The organism is Vibrio sp., from assembly GCF_047973365.1.
Taxonomy (GTDB): Bacteria; Pseudomonadota; Gammaproteobacteria; order Enterobacterales; family Vibrionaceae; genus Vibrio.
On the sequence record NZ_JBKEBW010000003.1, the window covers coordinates 14,409 to 36,098 of the forward strand.

The 21,690-nt window shown below is 42.5% G+C and carries 21 protein-coding genes; 12 read left to right on the top strand and 9 right to left on the bottom strand.

The window, feature by feature from the left end; all coding sequences use genetic code 11:
• Nucleotides 1-145: 145 nt before the first annotated feature.
• The 9 genes from ACK5MF_RS00110 to cobB all read left to right on the top strand — a co-directional run bounded on the left by ACK5MF_RS00110 (nt 146) and on the right by cobB (nt 10,268).
• The gene (locus ACK5MF_RS00110) at nt 146-1,807 is read left to right on the top strand and encodes a 4Fe-4S binding protein (protein WP_416918176.1); all 1,662 of its coding nucleotides are present in this window, start codon (nt 146-148) and stop codon (nt 1,805-1,807) included.
• Between the two features lie 27 nt (nt 1,808-1,834).
• Nucleotides 1,835-2,431, top strand: a complete 597-nt coding sequence (locus tag ACK5MF_RS00115; RefSeq protein WP_416918252.1) for a TorD/DmsD family molecular chaperone — start codon at nt 1,835-1,837, stop codon at nt 2,429-2,431.
• A 62-nt stretch (nt 2,432-2,493) separates the two neighbouring features.
• Nucleotides 2,494-2,691, top strand: a complete 198-nt coding sequence (locus ACK5MF_RS00120) for a twin-arginine translocation signal domain-containing protein (RefSeq protein WP_416918178.1) — start codon at nt 2,494-2,496, stop codon at nt 2,689-2,691.
• Nucleotides 2,692-2,701: 10 nt separating this feature from the next.
• Entirely contained in the window at nt 2,702-5,557 is a 2,856-nt protein-coding gene (locus ACK5MF_RS00125) for a formate dehydrogenase subunit alpha (protein ID WP_416918180.1), read from the top strand.
• Between the two features lie 11 nt (nt 5,558-5,568).
• Entirely contained in the window at nt 5,569-6,177 is a 609-nt protein-coding gene (gene fdh3B, locus ACK5MF_RS00130; RefSeq protein ID WP_165311385.1) for a formate dehydrogenase FDH3 subunit beta, read from the top strand.
• Nucleotides 6,178-6,183: 6 nt separating this feature from the next.
• Nucleotides 6,184-7,260: a formate dehydrogenase subunit gamma gene (locus ACK5MF_RS00135; RefSeq protein ID WP_416918182.1), complete on the top strand. Its 1,077-nt coding sequence runs from the start codon at nt 6,184-6,186 to the stop codon at nt 7,258-7,260.
• Nucleotides 7,247-7,684 carry a hypothetical protein gene (locus ACK5MF_RS00140; RefSeq protein WP_416918183.1) on the top strand — a complete coding sequence of 146 codons (438 nt, stop codon included), beginning with the start codon at nt 7,247-7,249 and terminating at the stop codon, nt 7,682-7,684. Before ACK5MF_RS00135 ends, ACK5MF_RS00140 begins: the two co-directional genes overlap by 14 nt.
• A 310-nt stretch (nt 7,685-7,994) precedes the next feature.
• Complete coding sequence (locus tag ACK5MF_RS00145) at nt 7,995-9,215, top strand: ammonium transporter (protein WP_416918185.1); 1,221 nt, start codon at nt 7,995-7,997, stop codon at nt 9,213-9,215.
• 309 nt (nt 9,216-9,524) lie between these two features.
• Nucleotides 9,525-10,268 (top strand): Sir2 family NAD+-dependent deacetylase, encoded by a 744-nt coding sequence (gene cobB / locus ACK5MF_RS00150; RefSeq protein ID WP_416918187.1) that lies wholly within the window; start codon nt 9,525-9,527, stop codon nt 10,266-10,268.
• A gap of 56 nt (nt 10,269-10,324) precedes the next feature.
• Here the strand turns inward: cobB and ACK5MF_RS00155 are convergent, their stop codons facing one another.
• The 5 genes from ACK5MF_RS00155 to potA form a co-directional block, all read right to left on the bottom strand.
• Nucleotides 10,325-11,362 (bottom strand): extracellular solute-binding protein, encoded by a 1,038-nt coding sequence (locus ACK5MF_RS00155; RefSeq protein WP_416918189.1) that lies wholly within the window; start codon nt 11,360-11,362, stop codon nt 10,325-10,327.
• Between the two features lie 121 nt (nt 11,363-11,483).
• Nucleotides 11,484-12,515: an extracellular solute-binding protein gene (locus ACK5MF_RS00160; RefSeq protein ID WP_416918191.1), complete on the bottom strand. Its 1,032-nt coding sequence runs from the start codon at nt 12,513-12,515 to the stop codon at nt 11,484-11,486.
• Between the two features lie 105 nt (nt 12,516-12,620).
• The gene (potC, locus tag ACK5MF_RS00165; RefSeq protein ID WP_416918193.1) at nt 12,621-13,391 is read right to left on the bottom strand and encodes a spermidine/putrescine ABC transporter permease PotC; all 771 of its coding nucleotides are present in this window, start codon (nt 13,389-13,391) and stop codon (nt 12,621-12,623) included.
• Nucleotides 13,391-14,248 carry a spermidine/putrescine ABC transporter permease PotB gene (gene potB, locus ACK5MF_RS00170; RefSeq protein ID WP_416918254.1) on the bottom strand — a complete coding sequence of 286 codons (858 nt, stop codon included), beginning with the start codon at nt 14,246-14,248 and terminating at the stop codon, nt 13,391-13,393. Before potB ends, potC begins: the two co-directional genes overlap by 1 nt.
• Nucleotides 14,232-15,347 (bottom strand): spermidine/putrescine ABC transporter ATP-binding protein PotA, encoded by a 1,116-nt coding sequence (potA, locus tag ACK5MF_RS00175; protein ID WP_416918195.1) that lies wholly within the window; start codon nt 15,345-15,347, stop codon nt 14,232-14,234. The genes potB and potA overlap by 17 nt, the downstream gene beginning before the upstream one ends.
• Before the next feature lie 358 nt (nt 15,348-15,705).
• Between potA and ACK5MF_RS00180 the strand changes: the two genes are divergently transcribed.
• Genes ACK5MF_RS00180 through ACK5MF_RS00190 form a run of 3 tightly spaced genes read left to right on the top strand, consistent with a single transcriptional unit; the run spans nt 15,706 to nt 17,964 of the window.
• The gene (locus ACK5MF_RS00180) at nt 15,706-16,506 is read left to right on the top strand and encodes a hypothetical protein (protein WP_416918197.1); all 801 of its coding nucleotides are present in this window, start codon (nt 15,706-15,708) and stop codon (nt 16,504-16,506) included.
• Nucleotides 16,499-17,305 (top strand): glucosaminidase domain-containing protein, encoded by an 807-nt coding sequence (locus ACK5MF_RS00185; RefSeq protein ID WP_416918199.1) that lies wholly within the window; start codon nt 16,499-16,501, stop codon nt 17,303-17,305. The genes ACK5MF_RS00180 and ACK5MF_RS00185 overlap by 8 nt, the downstream gene beginning before the upstream one ends.
• Entirely contained in the window at nt 17,305-17,964 is a 660-nt protein-coding gene (locus tag ACK5MF_RS00190) for a DUF2987 domain-containing protein (RefSeq protein ID WP_416918201.1), read from the top strand. Before ACK5MF_RS00185 ends, ACK5MF_RS00190 begins: the two co-directional genes overlap by 1 nt.
• Nucleotides 17,965-18,019: 55 nt before the next feature.
• On the opposite strand, the gene ttcA is transcribed toward ACK5MF_RS00190, so the two are convergent.
• The 4 genes from ttcA to ACK5MF_RS00210 all read right to left on the bottom strand — a co-directional run bounded on the left by ttcA (nt 18,020) and on the right by ACK5MF_RS00210 (nt 21,690).
• Complete coding sequence (gene ttcA / locus ACK5MF_RS00195; protein WP_416918203.1) at nt 18,020-18,952, bottom strand: tRNA 2-thiocytidine(32) synthetase TtcA; 933 nt, start codon at nt 18,950-18,952, stop codon at nt 18,020-18,022.
• Between the two features lie 139 nt (nt 18,953-19,091).
• Nucleotides 19,092-20,039 (bottom strand): universal stress protein UspE, encoded by a 948-nt coding sequence (uspE, locus tag ACK5MF_RS00200; protein WP_416918205.1) that lies wholly within the window; start codon nt 20,037-20,039, stop codon nt 19,092-19,094.
• 130 nt (nt 20,040-20,169) lie between these two features.
• Nucleotides 20,170-20,922 (bottom strand): FNR family transcription factor, encoded by a 753-nt coding sequence (locus ACK5MF_RS00205; protein ID WP_042482392.1) that lies wholly within the window; start codon nt 20,920-20,922, stop codon nt 20,170-20,172.
• Between the two features lie 90 nt (nt 20,923-21,012).
• The gene (locus ACK5MF_RS00210) at nt 21,013-21,690 is read right to left on the bottom strand and encodes a sulfite exporter TauE/SafE family protein (protein ID WP_416918207.1); all 678 of its coding nucleotides are present in this window, start codon (nt 21,688-21,690) and stop codon (nt 21,013-21,015) included.

Here is a 21,690-nt window from a genome sequence, read left to right on the forward strand (position 1 = left end):
TCACGTTATCATTGAGTCGCCACTAGGTTTAACGTTATCGCTGTATCTTGTTGTAATTATTACAATAAATTTATTGGAACACTATTTGCTAATATAAGTACATATCCAGATAAAAAGTGTGTGGATAAGCACTGGAAGCGAGCAAATGATAAAACAATACTTACAACAATCGACTTCGCAAAATGGAATCGCACGGTATTTTGCCATTGAAAATACCGTTGAATTAGCCAATCTAATACCTCCAACTGTGAGTTATGAAACCTCTGGTGATACATTAATTATTGGACCTACTCGTATAATCGAACGTATCGCTGAGCAATTACCACAAGTTCAATCAATTACTTTACTCTCCGTTGATGGAGAGAAAGGCAAAAATGCCAATATCTATTTCGCAGACAGTATCCAAGTGAGTGGATATCTCGGTGCGTTTGATGTTCAAGTTCAGAATCATAATGTCACAACCAGTTTGTCTAAGGTTGCCATTGGAAAAGAGTCGTTCGATATCATACTCGATATGTCATTGAACGGCGTGATGACTGAAGAGGTACCTGTTCCCGGATATTTCCCCGTCGGTCGTGGCTATCCCAAGTTGGCTGATGCATTAGAGCAAATCCCAAACTTGATCGGTACATTTGATAAGCCAAAGTTTTTCAGACTGAATACAGATTTGTGCGCGCATAGTTCGCGAGGTGTGAAAGGGTGTGAACGTTGTGTGGATGCTTGTCCTGCTGGCGCGTTATCCAGTGAAGGTTCGGATAAAACAGGTCATAGAATCGAGATAAATCCTTATCTATGCCAAGGCATTGGGACATGTGCGACAGCTTGTCCTACTGAAGCTATTCACTACGCTTTACCGACACCGAAAGAGACACAAAAGTTTATTGAACGTTTGTTGAGCAACTATTTTCAGGCAGGCGGCGAAAAACCGATTGTTCTTATCTGTAGCTCGGAACATGAAACTTATAATTTAATGGCACTGAAAGTTCTGCCAGAGAACGTTATTCCAGTAACCGTAGAAGAGCTGCCGTCGGTGGGTATTGATACTTGGTTTGCGGCATTAACCAATGGTGCAACACAGGTGCTATTTGCGGCGAGTCGTCATATGCCAAAAACGATTCAACGTGTTCTGGAACAAGAAGTTGCTACCGCTCAAACGTTACTGTCGCAATTGGGATTAGCTAAAGAAACCATCAACATACTTTATTTGGAAACGCTGCGAGAAGGCGCACCAAATTTAGTCACTGAAGATCTGCAACTTCGTTTGGGTGAATTAGAAGGGAATAAACGTACCCGTTTGTTTACCTCACTTGATGCTCTGGCACAACAATTCCATATTGAACAGGTAGCGCAACCGTTAGAAGCCTCATCCGTTTACGGGACGATAAAGTGTTCAACTAAGGAATGCACCTTATGCATGGGGTGCGTGGCTGTATGTCCAACTCGTGCCCTTCATCATGAGGGAGAAATCCCTAGCATTAAATTTGTTGAGCAAGACTGCGTGCAATGTGGTTTATGCGTCAAGGCTTGTCCTGAAAATGCTCTTACTCGTGTCCAGCAGATGAACTGGAACAAGGCTGAGCGCCAAGCTGTGATTACGCTTCATCAAGAAGAGCCGGCAAAGTGCCTGCGCTGTCACAAACCGTTTGCACCACAGTCAATGATCACTATGTTACAAACCAAGTTACAAGGTCACTCTCATTTCGCGACAACTGAAGCGCTGAACCGTATTGCAATGTGTGAAGACTGCCGCGTGATCGACGTGTTTGAGTCAATGGCGAATGACCCTGAACAGCAGTTGAGATATTAGGAGTAGAAAATGGAACAGCAACAATCAATGCGCTCAGATATCTATTTATTACTGGCTACTTTGTTCAGAGAAGCACCAACAAAAGATTTGATAGATTTTCTTGCTAATTTAGAGTTTGAAGATAATGGCACGTCAATGGCACAAGCATGGTCTGAACTATCATCTGCATCGGCGAATGCCAACGTTGAAGAACTTGAGGATGAATACCAGGAATTATTCATTGGTATCGGCCGCGGAGAAGTTGTGCCATTTGCATCCTGGCACTTAACCGGTTCATTGATGGAAAAGCCGCTTGCAGATATTCGTTTAGCTCTTAGTCATCTCGGTCTTGAGCGTAATGAAAATGTAAAAGAGCCGGAAGATCACATAGCGGCGCTTTGTGAAACCATGGCGTATTTATGTGAGCAGCCTGATGTACTGCAAAAATCGTTTTTCAACAAACATGTTGCTCCTTGGTATGAACGCCTTGTCGCTCAAATCAAGGATGCGCAACACACCCGTTATTACCATGCTGTCGCCAAATTAATGGATGCATTTTTGTCTTTAGAAAAAGTGTCTTTTGCTGAGGCGAAGGTAAGTAAACGCAATACTCATAAAATAGAAGTAAAGAACTTAACTGAATAGATGCCCGCACACATTCAGACTTACCTTGTTGACAACAGCAGGGACGAGATAAGGAAGCAATGATGAAGAAACAACAAGACATCGACACAAGCAGACGTGATCTGCTCAAAGGACTTGGAACTGCCGTTGTAGCGGGTGCTATAGGAGCAACCGTTTCTCAAAGTGTCAGTGCACAAGAGCCATCAGCAACTGTACCTACGACAAAGAAAGACGGTTATCACGAAACTCAACACATTCGTGATTACTACGACACGCTATAGGAGCTCGCAGATGAGACTAACTAAACGTTCGGATAACGTAACAAAAGAAAAGAATCAGCTTGGGGTTAGCCGTCGTGCTTTCATGAAAAACAGCTCTTTAGCTGCTGGTGGTGCAGTTGTAGGCGCAGGGCTGTTTACTCCAGGAATGATTAAAAAAGCGCAAGCAGAAGAAGTTGACCGTAATGCAAAAACAGAAGTGAAACGTACCATTTGTTCACATTGTTCCGTTGGCTGTGGTATTTACGCGGAAGTGCAAAATGGTGTATGGACAGGGCAAGAGCCTGCATTTGATCATCCATTCAATGCTGGTGGACACTGTGCCAAAGGCGCAGCTCTGCGTGAACATGGGCATGGTGAGCGCCGTCTGAAATATCCGATGAAGCTTGAAGGCGGAAAATGGAAGAAGATCTCATGGGATCAAGCCATTAACGAAATTGGCGACAATGTTCTGAAAATTCGTGAAGAGTCAGGTCCAGACTCAGTTTACTGGCTTGGAAGTGCGAAACACAATAACGAACAAGCCTATCTGTTTAGAAAAATGGCGTCCCTTTGGGGGACCAACAACGTTGACCACCAAGCACGTATTTGCCACTCAACCACGGTAGCAGGTGTTGCAAACACTTGGGGTTATGGGGCCATGACCAACTCTTTTAACGATATGCATAATTGCAAATCGATTTTATTTATTGGTTCAAACCCTGCTGAAGCACATCCCGTTGCGATGCAACACATCTTGATCGCAAAAGAGAAAAACAACTGCAAAATTGTGGTGGCGGATCCTCGACGTACACGTACAGCAGCAAAAGCAGACCACTTTGTATCTTTGCGCCCGGGCACTGACGTTGCGTTTATCTGGGGTCTGCTATGGCATGTATTTAATAACCAATGGGAAGACAAAGAGTTCATTCGCCAACGTGTATTTGGTATGGACGAAATTCGAACCGAAGTTGCCAAATGGAACCCGAAAGAGGTTGAACGTGTAACTGGTGTAAGTGAAGAAGACGTTTATCATACGGCAAAACTTCTGTCTGAAAACCGTCCAGGTTGTGTCGTTTGGTGTATGGGGGGGACTCAACATACTACAGGTAACAACAATACGCGTGCTTACTGTGTACTTGAGCTTGCTTTAGGTAACTTAGGTAAATCTGGAGGCGGTGCAAATATCTTCCGTGGTCACGATAACGTGCAAGGTGCCACCGACTTAGGTGTTCTTTCACACACACTGCCGGGCTATTACGGTTTGCTTGATGGCTCATGGAAACACTGGGCGCGTGTATGGGATGTCGATTACCAATGGATTAAAAATCGCTTTGACCAAAAAGAGTACCGCGGTAATAAGCCAATGAATAACATGGGTATTCCTGTTTCTCGTTGGATCGATGGTGTCCTTGAAGACAAAGCGAACATAGAGCAGAACGACAATATCCGAGCGATGTTTTATTGGGGACACGCAGTAAACTCGCAAACTCGCGGCGTTGAGATGAAAAAAGCGATGCAGAAGTTGGACATGATGGTCATCGTTGACCCATACCCAACCGTTGCCGCAGTGATGAACGATCGTACTGATGGTGTTTATTTGCTGCCAGCAACGACACAGTTTGAGACTTACGGCAGTGTGACAGCATCAAACCGATCTATTCAGTGGCGTGACCAAGTCATCGAGCCACTATTTGATTCAAAACCAGACCACGAAATCATGTATTTGCTGACGACAAAACTAGGGTTTGCTGATCAGTTGTTCAAACATATCCGAGTTGAGAATAACCAACCTGTGATTGAAGATATCACTCGTGAGTTTAACAAAGGTATGTGGACCGTGGGTTACACAGGACAAAGCCCAGAACGCTTGAAAGCGCATCAACAAAACTGGCATACCTTCCATAAAACAACACTTGCAGCAGAGGGTGGGCCAGTGAACGGTGAAACCTATGGCTTGCCTTGGCCATGTTGGGGCACGCCAGAGATGAAACATCCGGGTACGCACATTCTTTATGACACTTCGAAAACCGTGGCAGAAGGTGGCGGCAATTTCCGTGCTCGTTACGGTGTGGAATTTGAAGGTAAAAGTCTGCTTGCAGAAGATAGCTTTTCTAAAGGAAGTGAAATTGAAGACGGATACCCAGAGTTTAGCGCTAAGCTATTGCAGCATCTTGGTTGGTGGGATGATCTTACCGCTGAAGAGAAAGTAGCAGCCGAAGGTAAAAACTGGAAAACCGATCTGTCTGGTGGTATTCAACGTGTGGCGATTAAACATGGTTGTATCCCATTTGGAAATGCAAAAGCACGTACCATTGTATGGGAATTCCCAGACCGTGTTCCGTTACACCGTGAACCATTATATACACCACGGCGAGATTTGATTGCCGATTACCCAACCTGGGATGACGCAGAGTCGATTTATCGTTTACCAACGCTGTACAAATCCATTCAGGCGCAAGATATGTCTAAAGAGTACCCCATTATTTTGACATCCGGTCGCTTGGTTGAGTATGAAGGTGGTGGTGATGAAACACGTTCAAATCCTTGGCTAGCTGAGCTTCAACAAGAGATGTTTGTAGAAGTCAATCCGAAAGATGCCAATGACTTAGGCTTTAAAGATGGTGACATGGTTTGGGTTGAAGGTGCAGAGAAAGGCCGTATCCACGTTAAAGCTATGGTCACTCGTCGTGTTCGTCCGGGAATGGCGTTCATTCCTTTCCATTTTGGCGGTAAGTTCCAGGGTGAAGACCTAACAGGTAAGTACCCAGAAGGTTCACAGCCCTATGTTGTCGGTGAATCGGCGAATATTGCAACCACATATGGTTACGATCCAACGACTCAGATGCAAGAAACAAAAGTCACACTATGTAACATCCGTAAAGCGTAAGGAGCAGCACGATGGCTAGAATGAAATTCCTTTGTGACACTAAACGCTGCATCGAATGCAACGGCTGTGTGACCGCATGTAAAAACGAAAACGACGATGCATTAGAGTGGGGCATCCAACGCCGTCGCGTCGTTACCCTTAATGACGGTGAACCGGGGGAAAACTCGATTTCTGTTGCTTGTATGCACTGCACGGATGCGCCATGTATGGCGGTTTGCCCTGCGGATTGTTTCGTACACACAGAAGACGGCATTGTTCTACATAATAAAGATCTTTGCATCGGTTGTGGATATTGTCTGTTTGCTTGTCCGTTTGGAGCTCCGCAATTTCCTAAGCAAACTGCATTTGGTGAACGCGGGAAAATGGACAAATGCACCTTCTGTGCCGGAGGGCCGGAAACAGAAGCGGGTTCGGAAGAAGAACGCAAAAAATACGGAGCAAACCGTATTGCAGAGGGCAAACTACCAATGTGTGCGTCTTTGTGTTCGACCAAAGCGCTTATGGCTGGTGATGCTGAAACAGTTTCAGATATCTTCCGTCAACGTGTTGTTGAGCGTGGTGCAAAAGGAGCAGGCTGGACAAATGGTGAAGATCTTTCCTATGACGCAACTAGGAGCTAGTAGGTTATGCGAAATCTAATTGTTCGCGCTGCTGGTCGGGTGCTGCCACTATTGGCAGCACTGCTATGCTTAGCATTTCCGCCTGCTTTTGCAGAGGAGAGTAGCAACGCCGTTGACAAGGCTGATGTGGCGCAAAGTGAGATGAGCCAACTGGCTGGTGCTGAATACTGGCGACAAGTTCGTCAAGGTGTATCAGGATATACCACCTCACGTTCACCAGAACATGGCGTTTTGATCAGCAAGCCGGGGGAAACATGGTTCATTCTGAAAGAAAAATGGATGTCTTCGGCTGGCGCTATAGCGATTTTTGGCAGTATTGCTTTAGTGATATTGGCGTACGTGATTGTGGGCCCTCTGATGTTGAGCAAACCCAGAACAGGAAGAAAGCTCAATCGTTGGTCAAGATTAGACAGAGCATTGCACTGGTCTATGGCTTTTACATTTCTCACCTTAGCGTTTAGCGGATTAATGCTCGTTTATGGTAAACATTTCTTAAAACCGTATATTCCAACCGAATTATGGGGATACATTGTTTTTGCAGCGAAACAGTATCACAACTATGTAGGGCCACTTTTCTTTGTGTTACTGGTGTTTATTCTGCTCAAATGGTGGAGAAAATCTCTGTTCACTAAAGTGGATATCCAATGGGCATTGAAACTTGGTGGGATGGTTGGCAAGCATAAAGGTACCCATCCATCTGCGGGTTTTTCTAATGCGGGTGAAAAAGCCATTTATTGGTTGCTTATTGTATTCGGAGCGTTTGCTGCGTTGAGCGGATTGTTCCTCGATTTCCCGATCTTTGGTCAAACACGCCGTGATATGGAAATGTCCAATCTTGTACATATGTTCTCGGCACTTATTTTGATCTGTGGTTTTATTTTCCATATCTATATTGGCTTATTCGGCATGGAAGGGGCGTTAGAAGGTATGGTAACGGGTAAGGTTGATGAAACGTGGGCGAAAGAGCATCACGATTTGTGGTATGCGGAAGTAAAAGCTAACGGGGAAATTGAAGAAGCAGATGCTGTTGCGAGTGAAGCGCAAGCTTCAACAATAGGGGAGCCAATGCATGACAAGCGCTAATCCAAAAAATGCGGCGAATAATAAGTCTGTGTGGTTTGTTTATATCGCCAATTTATTAACTCCGTTCACTTGTCTAATATCCGGTGTGATTGGCATCATTTACGCTGGATATCGTCTAGATAAAAACGAAGATGGTGAAGTGGCGAACTCGCACTATTACGGTTTGATTCGAACCTTCTTCTTATTTTTGACCTTCTTTGTGGTGCTCATTGTCAGCGTAGCGACAACCAACGGGCTGATTATGGGCGTTAACCGCTACTGGTATGCTCATTCTTGGCTAACAACAGTTGGTCGTGCCATTCCCTATGCAGGAGCATTGTTGGCTCTGATTGCTGTTTCAATTTGGTTAGTGAGGATGTTTAAAGGCATGCAACAGCTAAAGAGTAACATTCCACATGCACCATCTAAGGGTCCAAACTTGTAAAAATTTATTCAGCCACACTCTGGTTGGGTGATTTTTGTGCAATAACTGTTCACACCATGTTGGCTCACAAGAACCAATATGGTGCTTTTATTTGTGGAAAACTCTACTATTTTTTTATCATTACTCTTTGAAATTAAATATAAACATATAGCTATCAAATAGATAACTCTCAAATATTAAACCACTGTTTTAGTGTGGAATATATTTTGCTCATGCAGGGCACAAACATAATTAATTCACCAATATTGTGAATTGCAACACATTGAGCACCCAGTTGGTGCGATTTTTATTCTGCATGGAGTGTAAGAGAATGACTCAAACCGAAAGTCAGGTTTATGGGGCTGTACAAGTCCTGACTCAGAGTTCAGATACTTTGTTTTTACTGCTTGGCGCCATCATGGTGTTTTTAATGCATTCAGGATTTGCATTTTTGGAAGTCGGGACGGTTCGTAAGAAAAATCAGGTAAACGCGTTAGTAAAAATTCTAGCGGACTTTGGGGTATCAACGATTGCTTATTTCTTTATTGGTTATTGGATTGCTTACGGCGCTAATTTTTTCGCTGATGCAGAGACTTTAGCTCAAGGAAATGGCTATCAACTGGTTAAGTTTTTTTTCCTGTTGACGTTTGCTGCTGCCATTCCTGCGATTATATCGGGTGGTATTGCAGAAAGAGCGCGCTTTTACCCTGTGCTCATCGCAACATTTTTCACGGTCGGCCTTATTTACCCGTTCTTTGAAGGCATTGTATGGAACGGCAACTACGGTATTCAGGAAGCACTAGAAAGCCGTTTCGGAACAGGTTTTCACGATTTTGCCGGTTCTGTAGTGGTACATAGTGTAGGTGGTTGGATTGCTCTGGTTGCCGTTTACTTTCTTGGTATGCGTAAAGGTCGCATCCGCGCTGGCAAACATACCAGCTTTGCACCGTCAAATATTCCATTTTTAGCATTGGGCGCATGGATCCTGTGCGTGGGTTGGTTTGGCTTTAATGTGATGCCAGCACAAGCTCTTGACGGTATCAGTGGGCTTGTTGCAATGAACTCTCTTATGGCAATGGTTGGTGGCATCTTGGCAGCGCTCGTGGTTGGCAAGGACGACCCCGGATTTATTCATAACGGACCGTTAGCCGGTCTTGTTGCGGTTTGTGCTGGCTCAGACTTAATGCATCCATTAGGCGCATTAGTCACAGGCATCGTTGCTGGAGCGTTATTTGTTTGGTTGTTCACGCAACTTCAGAACAAAACCAAAATTGATGATGTACTCGGTGTATGGCCATTACATGGTATTTGTGGCGCATGGGGTGGTATCGCCGCTGGCATATTTGGTCAAACGGCGCTTGGTGGTTTAGGTGGTGTGAGTTTCGTTGTGCAACTTGTTGGTACTGTAATGGGTATCGTCGTTGCGTTAGTCGGTGCATTTATTGTCTATGGTGCGCTCAATATTCTCACTGGTCTACGTTTATCGGAAGAAGATGAGTTTATTGGTGCTGACTTAGCAATTCATAAGATTTCATCGATAAATGAAGAGTAACAACCAGGCACCAAGCAATTATACTCAAACTACTTGAAGTTGCAGGTAGGCGGCAAGTGAGTGAATATCCATGAGCATAGATAAGCTATGTGATTGGGGTGAACGAACGTAGACAACACCGCGGCAGCTTCAAGTAGGAAGAGTATAGAAACTTATAACAAGAGCAGGTGAGAACCTGCTTTTGGCTTTTTTGAATCACAGAACTAACAATTGGTACTAAAATTAAGACTATTGTCTAACGCTGAAAACTACAGTTGATTTGACTTCAGTGCTAATCTAGCGACAAGCCAATCAGTATAAGGACGTAGTATGAAATTTCCCTATCGAAATGTTGTTGTGCTAACCGGTGCAGGAATCTCTGCGGAATCTGGAATTCAGACTTTTCGTGCTCAAGATGGTCTTTGGGAAAATCACCGAATTGAAGATGTGGCTACGCCAGAAGGTTTTGCCAAAGATCCAGACTTAGTACAGGACTTTTACAATCAGCGCAGGCGTAAATTGCAATCAGATGCAATTCAACCGAACCTTGCTCATCTAGCTTTAGGTCAACTAGAGAAAGAACTCGATGGCAAAGTGACCATCATTACGCAAAACATTGATAATCTTCACGAGCGTGGTGGAAGCCAAAATATCATTCATATGCATGGTGAATTGCTTAAAGCCCGTTGTAGTGTCTCTAATCAAACCATAGAGCAAAAAGAAGATCTTCTAACGGGTGACTTATGCCATTGTTGCCAAATCCCGGCGCAAATGCGACCACACATTGTTTGGTTTGGTGAAATGCCGTTGAGAATGGGTGATATTTATTCTGCGTTAGAAGAAGCAGACCTGTTTGTTTCTATCGGTACGTCTGGTGTAGTTTACCCAGCCGCCGGTTTTGTGCATGATGCAAAAATGCATGGCGCACATACGATAGAGATTAATTTGGAACCCAGTGCGGTTGAAAGTGAATTTGCCGAAAAACGCTATGGTAAAGCGAGTATTGAGGTACCGCGACTAGTGGAAGAGATATTGGAACTTCAGCGTTATAATTGCAAAGTGAGTAACCATTAAAAAATAAACAAAAAAACGGCTGAATGCCGTTTTTTTGTTCCACTGGCTTTGTTCGATTACTTATCGACTTTAAGTTTCTGGAAGTATTCTTCGTACAGAACGCTTGCGTCACCAACTTCGTCTTGCCACACACCACTGTCCATAATTGCTTGTGGAGGGAATACGCTTGGGTCGTTGGCAAATTCTTCAGGTAGAAGTTTGTATGCTGATTTAACCGGTGTTGGGTAACCAATTTCTACTGCAATTTTAGCTGCGTTGTCCGGACGTAAAAGAAAATCGATCATCTTATGTGCCGCTTCAATATTCTTAGCACCGGAAGGGATAGCGAGACTGTCCATCCAAAAAATCGTACCTTTCTCTGGCCAAATAATATCGATTTTTGCGCCTTCTTCACGAGCCATGTATGCAGAGCCGTTCCAAAGCATACCTAGTGAAACCTCACCGGCTAAATAAGGATTTGCAGGGAAATCTGAGTTAAATACCAATACGTTTGGCATTAGCTTTTTCAGTTCTTCGTATGCCGCTTCGATCTCTTTAGCATCAGTCGTATTTGGCGAGTAACCCAGTTTAACTAAAGCAATGTGGAAAACTTCACGTGAGTCATCCATCATCATCAACTGACCTTCCCACTTAGCGTCCCACAAATCGCCCCAACTGTGGATATTCGATTTATCTAGCATATCAGTGTTAATACCGATACCAGTCGCGCCCCAAATGTAAGGAATAGAGTAGTTGTTACCTGGATCAAAAGGTTTATTTAAATAGTTAGAGTCCAAATCAGCAAAATGAGTCAGTTGTGATTTATCGATCTCTTGTAACATGCCTTCTTTACGCATTTTAGATACAAAATACGTAGAAGGAACCACTAAGTCGTAACCCGAACCTTGTGTCTTGAGCTTGGCATACATGCTCTCGTTCGATTCGTATGTAGAGTAGATGACCTTTATACCGGTTTCCTTGGTAAAGCCTTCTAGAACTTCGCTTGGAATATATTCTGACCAGTTATAGAAATAGAGTTCTTGGTCATTAGCCATTGCATTGGTAGTGAATAGAGTCGCAGCACAAAGAGCGCCAACATACAGTTTGCTTTTCATTACTTTTCCATGTTTTGTGCAAGAGCCTGCTTAGGCAAACGTGTTTTCAAAAGAGCAAACAGTATAACAGCTCAAAAAAAAATAGGCAGTCAAAGCCGCCTATTTAGTTCTTTCTGTTGGGTTATTGACCCGCTTTAAGCTTCATGAAGTAGTCTTCGTACTGCACTGTTTTGTCGCCAACAGCTGCTTGCCATTCCACACGATCAAGATCTTCTTGAGAAGGGAATAGTGGAGCTACGTCTTTGAATTTTTCGTTAGACTGAGCAACAGCAGTTAGGTAACCAGTGTCGTTAGAGATTTGCTCTGCGATTTCTGGACGTAGTAAGAAGTCGATCATCTTATGTGCTGCATCGATGTGTTTTGCACCAGATACGATAGCAAAGTTGTCAACCCAACCAATACCACCTTCTTTAGGGAATACAAGTTTAAGAGGTAGACCTTCTTTTTGTGCTGCAGCTGCCGAACCGTTCCACAGCATACCTAGACCAACTTCACCAGCTAGGTAAGGGTCAGCAGGGTTGTCTGAGTTAAACACCAATACGTTTGGCATTAGTTTTTGTAGCTCAGCGTATGCTTCATCAATTTGTTTTTCGTCGGTAGTGTTACCTGAGTAACCTAGTTTACGAAGTGCTATATGGAATACTTCACGAGTATCATCCATCAGCATTAGTTGGCCTTTAAGCTCAGGCTTCCATAGGTCACCCCAGCTTTGGAAGTCGTTTGGATCGTACATGTCTGTATTCACCGCAAGACCAGTAATAGCGACAACGTGTGGAATAGAGTAGTCGTTATTTGGATCGAAAGGTTTGTTTAGATAGTTAGAATCCAAATTCTTAAAATTGGTAAGTTTAAACTTATCAATCTTCTGAATCATACCTTCGTCACGCATTTTAGATACGAAGTAAGTTGAAGGAACAACAAGGTCATAGCCTTCGTTGTGAGTCTTCAGCTTCGCATATAAAGTTTCATTCGACTCGTAAGTTGAATAGATTACTTTGATACCGGTTTCCGCAGTAAACTGCTCTAGGATACCACTGTTAATGTACGGTCCCCAGTTCATGAATACCAGTTCTTTATCCTCTGCAACTGCTTGCGCAGATAACAGTGAAAGCGCACATGCACTACCAGCTAGTAAAGTAGCCCATTTTTTCATTGACGTTAGCTCCAAACTAAACGTTGCCCTCAAGGGCATTTTAAAGGATAACGGAATAACTGGTGTTATTCCGTTTCGACTTTCAGTTAGTCAATTAACTGAATATTACTTCACTTTCTCTTTTGCCAGCAATTGTGACGTGACAACAAGAGCCAGTGAAACAACCAACATGACGGTTGCCAGTGCGTTCACTTCGGGCGAAATACCAACTTTAACCATTGAATAAATCTTCAGTGGCAAAATTTCGTACGTCGGACCGGTCACAAACGAACTGATAATTACGTCATCAAGAGATAGAGTAAAGCTTAATAGCCAGCCAGCGGCAACAGCAGGCTTAGCAAGAGGTAAAATGATCTTCTTCAAAATTACCCATTCGCTTGCACCCAAATCTTTCGCCGCTTCCAACATTTTTACGTCAAAGCCATTGAGTCGACTGAACACAGTGACAACAACAAATGGCAAACAAAATGTAATATGAGCAATCAGTAGCGTAATAAAGCCTAATTTCGCACCTAACACTAAGAATAGTGCAAGCAGAGAAATTGCCATAACGATGTCTGGTGACATCATCACCACAAACAACATAGTGTTAACCATATTCTTACCACGGAACTGGTAACGGAATAGGGCTACAGCCGTCAAACTACCAATAATAGTCGCTGCTGTGGCTGAAAACACAGCAACACTGATCGAGTGCCATGCTGCCTGCATTAAACTGTCGTTGTTCATTAATGCGTGGTACCACTTGGTGGTGAATCCACCCCATTTAATACCGAATTTATTGGCATTGAATGAGTTTGCAATTAATACAATGATTGGTAGGTACAAAAATAGGTACACTACGCTCATAAAGCTAAATCTAACCACTCTTCCCATTAGTCTAGCTCCACTTTCTTATTCAACAATTTGCCAGCACGGTAATATGCGTAAAGCATGATCGCCATTGCAATAGTCAGTGCAATACTGGTTGCAGCGCCAAATGGCCAGTCACGTGCGTTCAAAACCTGGCTCTTAATCACGTTACCAATCAACAAGTTTTTCGCTCCACCTAGTAAGTCTGAAATGTAGAACATTCCGAGGGCAGGGAGAAGAACAAGCAAACAACCACCGATAATGCCAGGCATAGTCAGAGGCAAAATAACTTTGGTTAACGTTTGGATCTTGTTTGCACCGAGGTCGCGAGCTGCTTCGATATAAGTATCGTCCAGTTTTTCAATCGCAGAATAAAGCGGAAGAATCATAAATGGTAATAAGATGTACACTAAGCCAATCATCACAGCGGTTTCTGTGTACATAAGGCGTAACGGCGCGTCAATGAGTCCAAGACCTAATAGTGCTTTGTTCAGAATGCCTTGAGTACCAAGCACAATTTTTAAGCCATAAGTACGAATGAGCGAATTAGTCCAAAATGGAACAATAATCAAAAACAGCATGATAGGACGCCATTTTTCAGGCATCTTTGCAACAATGTAAGCAAACGGGTAACCGATAATTAAACATAAAATTGTCGCTACAATCGCCATATAGAAAGAATGAAGCATAACTTTCGCATAAAGCGGATCCAACAATCTTAAGTAGTTATCAAAGGTAAACGTCAGCTCAATCAGATTTGCTTCGTCACGAGTTAAAAAGCTCGTAGCGATAATCATCATGTTAGGGATCAGAACAAAGAGAACTAACCACCCAACAATTAAACTGATGATTGACGTTTGAAGATTAAACTTCTTGCTCATCATTGAGGACTACCTCCCAGCTTTCTACCCAAGTGATAGTGACTTTTTGACCGATAGAGTGGTCAACGTCTGGATCATCTTCGTTGAAGAATTCACTAACGGTAACACTCATGCCCGAATCAAGCTCTACAACCGATTCTAAAGTCATGCCTTTGTAGGTGCGATCGGTCACGTGACCAACAATACCTCTGGTCTCGGACTCTTTGATCTCTTCAATGCGTAAATCTTCTGGGCGAAGAAGAACTTGGAGTTTATCGCCTTCGTTTATTGGTTTGTCGTAATAAACAATAGATTCAACACCTTCGGTTTCAACCAAAATGCGTTTTTCATCAAGACGCTTAATCGTATTAGCCGAGAACACGTTAATCTCACCGATAAAACGAGCAACGAATAGATTCTTAGGATCTTCGTAAATTTCACGAGGAGAGCCATCTTGTTCAATGTTACCGTTGCGCATAACAATAATGCGGTCAGACATTGATAACGCTTCTTCTTGATCGTGAGTGACAAAGATGAAAGTAATGCCGAGTTGGCGCTGTAACTGCTTAAGCTCGATTTGCATTTGCTTACGCAGTTTGTAATCCAGTGCGGACAAAGATTCGTCTAATAGCAGTACTTTCGGTTTGTTAACAACCGCACGAGCAATCGCGATACGCTGTTGTTGACCACCGGAAAGTTGATGAGGTTTTCGTTGTGCCATATCTTCTAGACGAACCATACGTAATGCTTCCATTACACGCGGCTCAATATCATTTGCTGGCACTTTTTGCATACGCAGACCAAACGCGACGTTTTCAAAAACGGTCATGTGAGGGAACAATGCATAACTTTGGAATACGGTATTGACGTGTCGCTGTTCAGCAGGAACTTGAGTAACGTCTTGACTATCCAGTAGAATCTGACCGCTATCTGCAGTTTCAAAACCTGCAATCATTCTTAAAACGGTCGTTTTACCACACCCTGACGGGCCAAGAATGGTTAGGAATTCACCATGATTAACATCTAGTTGTAAGTTGCCGATGATTTGTTTGCCATCGAAGCTTTTACTGATACCAGAAAGTCTAACAACTGGTTTTCCTACTGAATTTGTTTTGTTCAACGTCTGTCTTTCTCCACCTTGATCCGCAGATAATTAACAATTACTCGATATTATCTACTTGTTGGACCTGTCAAATAATTACAATCAGGGGCGCATAATAATCACGATAAAGGCGATCTCAAAGCGTTTTCTTATCTTGAAACATAAAAAGTTTTGTAGTTAAAAGCAAACTTTCATTAACATCTGTATTGCGATAACTATCAATGCTTTCAACTGGTTAATTATCAACCATATTAATCAGAAAGCAAGATGCAAATGAGATCGGATTTTAGACTTAAGTGCATTTCAGTATAATCAATCAAAATTTTATCTTGTCATATTCAAAATCCAAATATGACTCGCCAACTTAGGGCATTTTATGAACAAGGATATAGAGAGAGATTTCAACGTAGGTGGTACTGTTGAACAAGCGCTATCAGGTCAATATCAACTAAACGTTGGTGACGTCTTGAAAGAGTCTTGGCAGACAACACTGAAGCATTTTGTCTCTTTTACTCCAGCAATTATCGTCATGATAACTATTCAAATTGCGATATTTTTCATTGCATTAAAACTACAGCTTGGTGATCCTGCTGCAATTCTCGCCTCATTAGAGCAGGGGACTGGATTTCCTGAAGGCATGATAGAAGCTATTTTTGTTGCAAACTTTAGCTATGAAGTTGTCAGCGCTCCGATTTTTGCTGGTGTGAGCTTAATGGCAATGAGTCACGCCGCCGGGCTGCAAACCCAAACAAGGCACATAAGCAAAGGGTTACAATTTACCGTACCTGTCATACTTGCAACTTTAGTTGGTCTTGTGTTTCAGGGAATAGCCGGAATGATATTTCCATTACTGTCGATGTATCTTTCTATTGCTTTTAGTAACTCAATCTTGTTAATTTGCGAGAAAAGAGTTCCACCGATGCAATCGCTGTTTTTGTCACTGCGTGCTGCAAACAAAAAATTATTGCCTTTAGCATCACTTTACTTAATCGTGCTGATTATGTTTGTGACGGCAGCACTCATGTACGGAATAGGTCTAATTTTTGTTGTTCCGTTTTTCTTTCACTTAAAAGGAATTATCTACCGCAACATGTTTGGGGTTCGTTTAAAGATCATCACTAGCAATAAAGGCAGCGATGACAATCAGGATAATAACTCTCAGGTATTTGATGCATAAGTTTTTTCAGGTTGCCGCTTTGAGCGGAATTATCGCAGTTGCTGGTTATGGCTATTACAATTTCGAAAGCCAACAGCAGCAATCAGCAGATATGGTTAACTCTTCTCTAAAAGGAAAGTTCGTATCCAAAGCACCCGACTTCTCGGCTTATGCCGATGTAAATGAAAAGAAGCAGGCTTTCTTCTCATTTTTGAAGCCCGGAATTGCTTTAGAAAACCAAAGAATAGAAAAAGAAAGAACCAAGCTAACTCGCCTCAGAGAACAGTTAGACACTGGAACCATAGCAGATTCAGATATTGATGATGCCAAAAGACTGTCGCGTTTGTATCAGGTTGAGTTGCATAACGATGAACTGACAAACGATTGGCTTGATGACATGTTGCGTCGTGTTGATCTCATCCCAGAAGCGTTAGTGTTAACTCAAGCCGCTAATGAATCAGCGTGGGGAACTTCTCGATTTGCTCGCACAGCTAAAAACTATTTTGGTCAATGGTGCTATAGCAAAGGTTGTGGTGTCGTTCCGTTACAACGTAGCGAAGGCATGACTCACGAAGTAGCAAAATTTTCTTCAGTTCAGGAATCTATTCATCGTTACTTTATGAATGTTAACCGAAATGCCGCATATTTTGATTTACGAGAAATTCGCTTCCAACTCAGAGAGGATGGAGCAGATTTACTTAGCATGAATAGCGCTATGGAAATGAGTAATGGCTTAACAAAATATTCAGAACGTGGTGAAGAGTACATTCAGGATTTACAGACCATGATGCGTCACAACGAACAATTTTGGACAAATTAATGAAAAGAATGACAGCGTTAGCCTTAGGTCTAATTTGTACCAGTTTTTCTATCAATGCTGCGGCGCAAGAATACATGTTCACCTATAGCAAACTGTATTCATCGCTTAAGAACAACAACAAACCAGAATACCCAGATGTAAAAGTCGGTGTGTTTTTCGTCAATGCTGATACCAAAAAGCCATGTACGATTGAAAAAGCTTGGATGGAAAAAGAAGAGCATTACGAACTGGTTGCGAGCAGCGACATCCATGAGCTTCTGCTACCTATTGATGAAAACCTTAAACAAGCTAATCCACTAGTGTTTGTTGATACTCCACAGGATACACGTTGCGACTTTTCACTTGTCGTGATGACAAAAGCCGCTTTATCAGGGCAAGTTCCGTATGGTGACGTTGAAAAATTACTTCCGCAGATGCAAGAAATTCTTGAATCTTTAGGTGGCATGTTCTCTAGTTGGTTTACACCGGAAGTATCTGGTGTGACATTGGAGTTTGCCAACAACTTGAATGACTTCATCCAGTTAAGTAATGGATCAGACGTTGAAATAGTAAATGGTAAAGCTCAGGTTTCTTTAGAGCAAATTGGAAAAGATGGTTGGATGAAACTCCCCGAAGAAACCACCAGAGTTCTTCCATATTTACCAACTGTGAAAAAATGACCTAAAAAAGGCTGCGATTAATGCAGCCTTTCTCTTAGGATTCACGTGTTGGGAATCAAACGTTAGCCACGTCTAATTTCAAGCTTGGATCAAATTCCATCACGCTGTCTTCATCTTGCAAAGGCAGAACAGGAATATCTTCTTTATCGAAGCCAATGTCTCCGCCGTTAATGACACCAGATTCTCTGTTAATTGATTTAAAATCGAACAATTCGAAGTCTGCTAGGTGGCTTGGTACTACGTTTTGCATTGCGCGGAACATTGATTCAATTCGACCCGGAAATTGCTTATCCCAAGTGTTTAACATCTGCTTAATGTTTTGACGTTGTAAGTTAGGTTGCGAGCCACATAAGTTACATGGAATAATTGGATAATCGCGCATACCGGCGTACTTAATAATGTCTTTTTCACGACAGTAAGCTAGAGGGCGAATAACCACATGCTCGCCGTTATCAGAGACCAACTTAGGTGGCATACCTTTCATTTTGCCGCCATAGAACATATTCAGGAACAAAGTTTCAATGATATCGTCTCTGTGGTGACCTAAAGCAATTTTTGTTGCGCCCAGCTCTTTAGCGGTGCGGTACAAAATACCGCGGCGCAAACGAGAGCATAGCGAGCATGTTGTCTTACCTTCAGGAATTTTATCCTGAACAATGGAATAGGTGTCTTCTTCTATTATTTTGTACGTAATACCTAACTGCTCTAAGTAAGCCGGCAAAATATCCGCTGGAAAACCTGGTTGTTTTTGATCAAGGTTAACTGCAATCAATTCAAATGAAACAGGCGCGCTTTTTTGTAAGCTCATCAATATTTCAAGCATAGTAAAGCTATCTTTGCCACCCGATAAGCAAACCATGATTCGGTCGCCATCTTCAATCATGTTGAAATCAGCGATTGCTTGGCCGGTATTGCGACGAATACGCTTTTGCAATTTGTTGAAATTATATTGTTGAGCCTTGGTCAGCTCTTGAGTTTGCTCAGTCATCAGGTTGCAGTCTTAATCTTAGAAACAAAATGAAGTGCGTATGATACGGATAAATTTTCGATATGCCAGAGTTAAGCGTTCAGACACGAAAAAAAGTCCCCAAACTTTCGTCAGGGGACTTAGCGTGTCAGTTAAAATGCTAAGATGCAATTGTCGGGTCTAAAGGGCTCACATAGCCTTTAGGTTTTAACGCCATAACGTCACAATTGATTTTATCAATGACTTGCTCTGCCGTATTACCAATAAATACCGCTGATAGGCCCGTTCTACCAGTAGTCCCTAAGATGACCATAGCAGCATTGAGTTTTTCAGCAGCTTGCGGTATCACATCTTCAGGTAGCCCTTGCTGAACTACGGTATGTTCTTCATCAATACCATGTTTTTGGCGTAATGCTTTCATTGCCGTTAGATGGTGACCTCGAACCGCATCGGTATAGGTCGTTGGGTCAAATTCAGGTAGTTCAATGGTTATGTTCGCAGGGGTAACTGGATAAGCATTGACTAGATAAGGTGTTGTGTCTAAACGTTCAGACAGGTTTAGAAGTTGATCAACCATGCGATCGTTAAGATCGAGATGTGTTTCAACTTCAGAACCCACATGTACAGATGCAAGAATATTCGCATTTTCCGGCCAATCTGAATTTTTGACTAGCAAGACTGGAATAGGGCATTTACGGAGTAAGTGCCAATCAGTAGGAGTGAAGATTACCGACTCCAAAACATCATGCTTACGTGTTCCTTTAATCAAAATGTCGTGTTCACCGGCAAACACTTCACCAATGATCGCTTCATAAGGTCGGTTATGCCAAACGACTTTAACGTCGAACACAATTGACTCTTTAATGTAAGGCTCTGCCACTTTCTTCATCCACTGCTCGCGCTGATGAATAACACCTCTTCTCATCGCATCTCGCTCATCTCCAGACAACATGGATGTCATGTCATAAGAGAAGTCATAAATAGACAAAAAGAATGTAATGTGGCTTGTAGAGCGGCTTTTCTTCGCTAGTTGAATAGCTCGGGCTAAAGCAGGTTGTTCATCGTGATTAATATCAGCAACAACCAAGATTTTGTTATAAATACTCATAACAAACTCCTTTTTCGTTTTGGAGATTTCTTATGTAACTTTAGCTTAGATATTGCGAGAGGTTTAGCAAAAAGAGAGGGATTATAGAAGAAGTATGACGTAGCTCATTATTGAGCTACGTCATTGATGTTTATTTACTTTCTTTTGACACGCCAGCCAATTCCATCAAAGCATCGTGATCGATAATAGTAATATATTTGCCTTTCACACTCAGAATTTCTGATTTTTGGAAGCGACCAAGTAGGCGGCTAATGGTTTCAACGGTTAAACCTAAGTAGTTGCCAATATCACCACGAGTCATGGTTAAACGGAACTCTCTTGGACTAAAACCACGCTGGGAAAAACGAGTTGATAAGTTGAATAGGAACGCCGCTAAACGTTCTTCAGCATTCTTTTTAGAAAGCAAGAGAATCATCTCTTGGTCACCCTTAATTTCGTTACTCATCAAACGCATGATTTGCTGACGAAGCTTAGGCATCTTTCCTGAAAGGTCATCTAGAATTTCGTATGGAATTTCACAAACCATAGAGGTTTCTAGTGCTTGAGCAAAACTAGGGTGTGCATCGCCAGTGATTGCATCAAAGCCAACTAAATCACCCGCAAGATGGAAGGCAGTAATCTGCTCATCACCTTGTTCTGTAATAGTGTAGCTCTTGATAGTTCCTGAACGGATTGCGTATAGAGACTTCAGTTCATCACCAGCTTTAAATAGTTCCTGACCTTTTTGGATTGGCTTTTTACGCTCAATAATTTGATCAAGTTGATCCAGTTCCGACTCATTAAGAGTGAACGGAATACACAGTTGGCTAATACTACAGTCTTGGCAGTGAATCGCACATCCACCAGATTGAATTCGCTTCGCAGCAGGCTTTTCCGAAATCATAACGACCTTTCACTAATTGATTTACATCAATATTTTAGCATCCCTTAACACTAAAGGATAGTTAAAAAAATCATGTTTCTAATCAAATATCTAGCTAAGATTGATTAGCATATTCATTGCATTGTATCCGGTATATATGCCATAACAAATAATTGAAATTGCAGCAATAGTCCTAAATATTGGTGACTGCTGCAATTGCTTAATCTGTGTTGCTCCTAATCCAACCAAGAGCATTGCTGGCAAGGTTCCCATCCCAAATGCCGCCATAATGAGAGCCCCGTCGATAGTACTCCCTGAAACAGCCGCCCACGTTAACGCAGAGTAGACTAAACCGCAAGGTAGCCACCCCCAGATTATTCCAAAAGGTAGAGCGTGCCAGCTTTTTTTTATTGGCAGCAATTTTCGACCTAGCGGAGAAATGAATTTCCAGATCCCACTTCCCAGTTTTTCTAGCTTCAATAAACCAAACCACCAACGGCCCACATACAAGCCGAGAACAATCATCATGATTGCAGATAATATTCTTAGCCACACAAGAGAATGGTTGAGTGTTGAGAGTTGGCTAAGTGTAGTCGCTAAACCTCCCGCTAGCGCCCCGAATAGACTGTAACTGAGAATTCGACCGACATTGTAGAAAATAATAGAGAAGTGGTGCTTAGAAGCCGCATTACCGATACTCAGTAAAGAGCCTAATCCACCACACATACCAACGCAATGCCCTGTACCTAGCAGGCCAACAATGAAAGCTCCGATAAAATCCGCACTCAT

Bases quoted from the DNA above. Each gene is read 5' to 3' on its own strand.
- potB (WP_416918254.1), bottom strand. From the start codon at position 14,248: ATGAGCAAGAAGTTTAATCTTCAAACGTCAATCATCAGTTTAATTGTT.
- uspE (WP_416918205.1), bottom strand. From the start codon at position 20,039: ATGAGTATTTATAACAAAATCTTGGTTGTTGCTGATATTAATCACGAT.
- potC (WP_416918193.1), bottom strand. From the start codon at position 13,391: ATGGGAAGAGTGGTTAGATTTAGCTTTATGAGCGTAGTGTACCTATTT.
- ACK5MF_RS00145 (WP_416918185.1), top strand. From the start codon at position 7,995: ATGACTCAAACCGAAAGTCAGGTTTATGGGGCTGTACAAGTCCTGACT.
- ACK5MF_RS00180 (WP_416918197.1), top strand. From the start codon at position 15,706: ATGAACAAGGATATAGAGAGAGATTTCAACGTAGGTGGTACTGTTGAA.
- ACK5MF_RS00160 (WP_416918191.1), bottom strand. From the start codon at position 12,515: ATGAAAAAATGGGCTACTTTACTAGCTGGTAGTGCATGTGCGCTTTCA.
- ACK5MF_RS00185 (WP_416918199.1), top strand. From the start codon at position 16,499: ATGCATAAGTTTTTTCAGGTTGCCGCTTTGAGCGGAATTATCGCAGTT.
- ACK5MF_RS00210 (WP_416918207.1), bottom strand. From the start codon at position 21,690: ATGAGTGCGGATTTTATCGGAGCTTTCATTGTTGGCCTGCTAGGTACA.
- cobB (WP_416918187.1), top strand. From the start codon at position 9,525: ATGAAATTTCCCTATCGAAATGTTGTTGTGCTAACCGGTGCAGGAATC.
- ACK5MF_RS00125 (WP_416918180.1), top strand. From the start codon at position 2,702: ATGAGACTAACTAAACGTTCGGATAACGTAACAAAAGAAAAGAATCAG.
- ACK5MF_RS00115 (WP_416918252.1), top strand. From the start codon at position 1,835: ATGCGCTCAGATATCTATTTATTACTGGCTACTTTGTTCAGAGAAGCA.
- ACK5MF_RS00155 (WP_416918189.1), bottom strand. From the start codon at position 11,362: ATGAAAAGCAAACTGTATGTTGGCGCTCTTTGTGCTGCGACTCTATTC.
- ACK5MF_RS00110 (WP_416918176.1), top strand. From the start codon at position 146: ATGATAAAACAATACTTACAACAATCGACTTCGCAAAATGGAATCGCA.
- ACK5MF_RS00140 (WP_416918183.1), top strand. From the start codon at position 7,247: ATGACAAGCGCTAATCCAAAAAATGCGGCGAATAATAAGTCTGTGTGG.
- ACK5MF_RS00135 (WP_416918182.1), top strand. From the start codon at position 6,184: ATGCGAAATCTAATTGTTCGCGCTGCTGGTCGGGTGCTGCCACTATTG.
- fdh3B (WP_165311385.1), top strand. From the start codon at position 5,569: ATGGCTAGAATGAAATTCCTTTGTGACACTAAACGCTGCATCGAATGC.
- ttcA (WP_416918203.1), bottom strand. From the start codon at position 18,952: ATGACTGAGCAAACTCAAGAGCTGACCAAGGCTCAACAATATAATTTC.
- ACK5MF_RS00120 (WP_416918178.1), top strand. From the start codon at position 2,494: ATGAAGAAACAACAAGACATCGACACAAGCAGACGTGATCTGCTCAAA.
- ACK5MF_RS00190 (WP_416918201.1), top strand. From the start codon at position 17,305: ATGAAAAGAATGACAGCGTTAGCCTTAGGTCTAATTTGTACCAGTTTT.
- ACK5MF_RS00205 (WP_042482392.1), bottom strand. From the start codon at position 20,922: ATGATTTCGGAAAAGCCTGCTGCGAAGCGAATTCAATCTGGTGGATGT.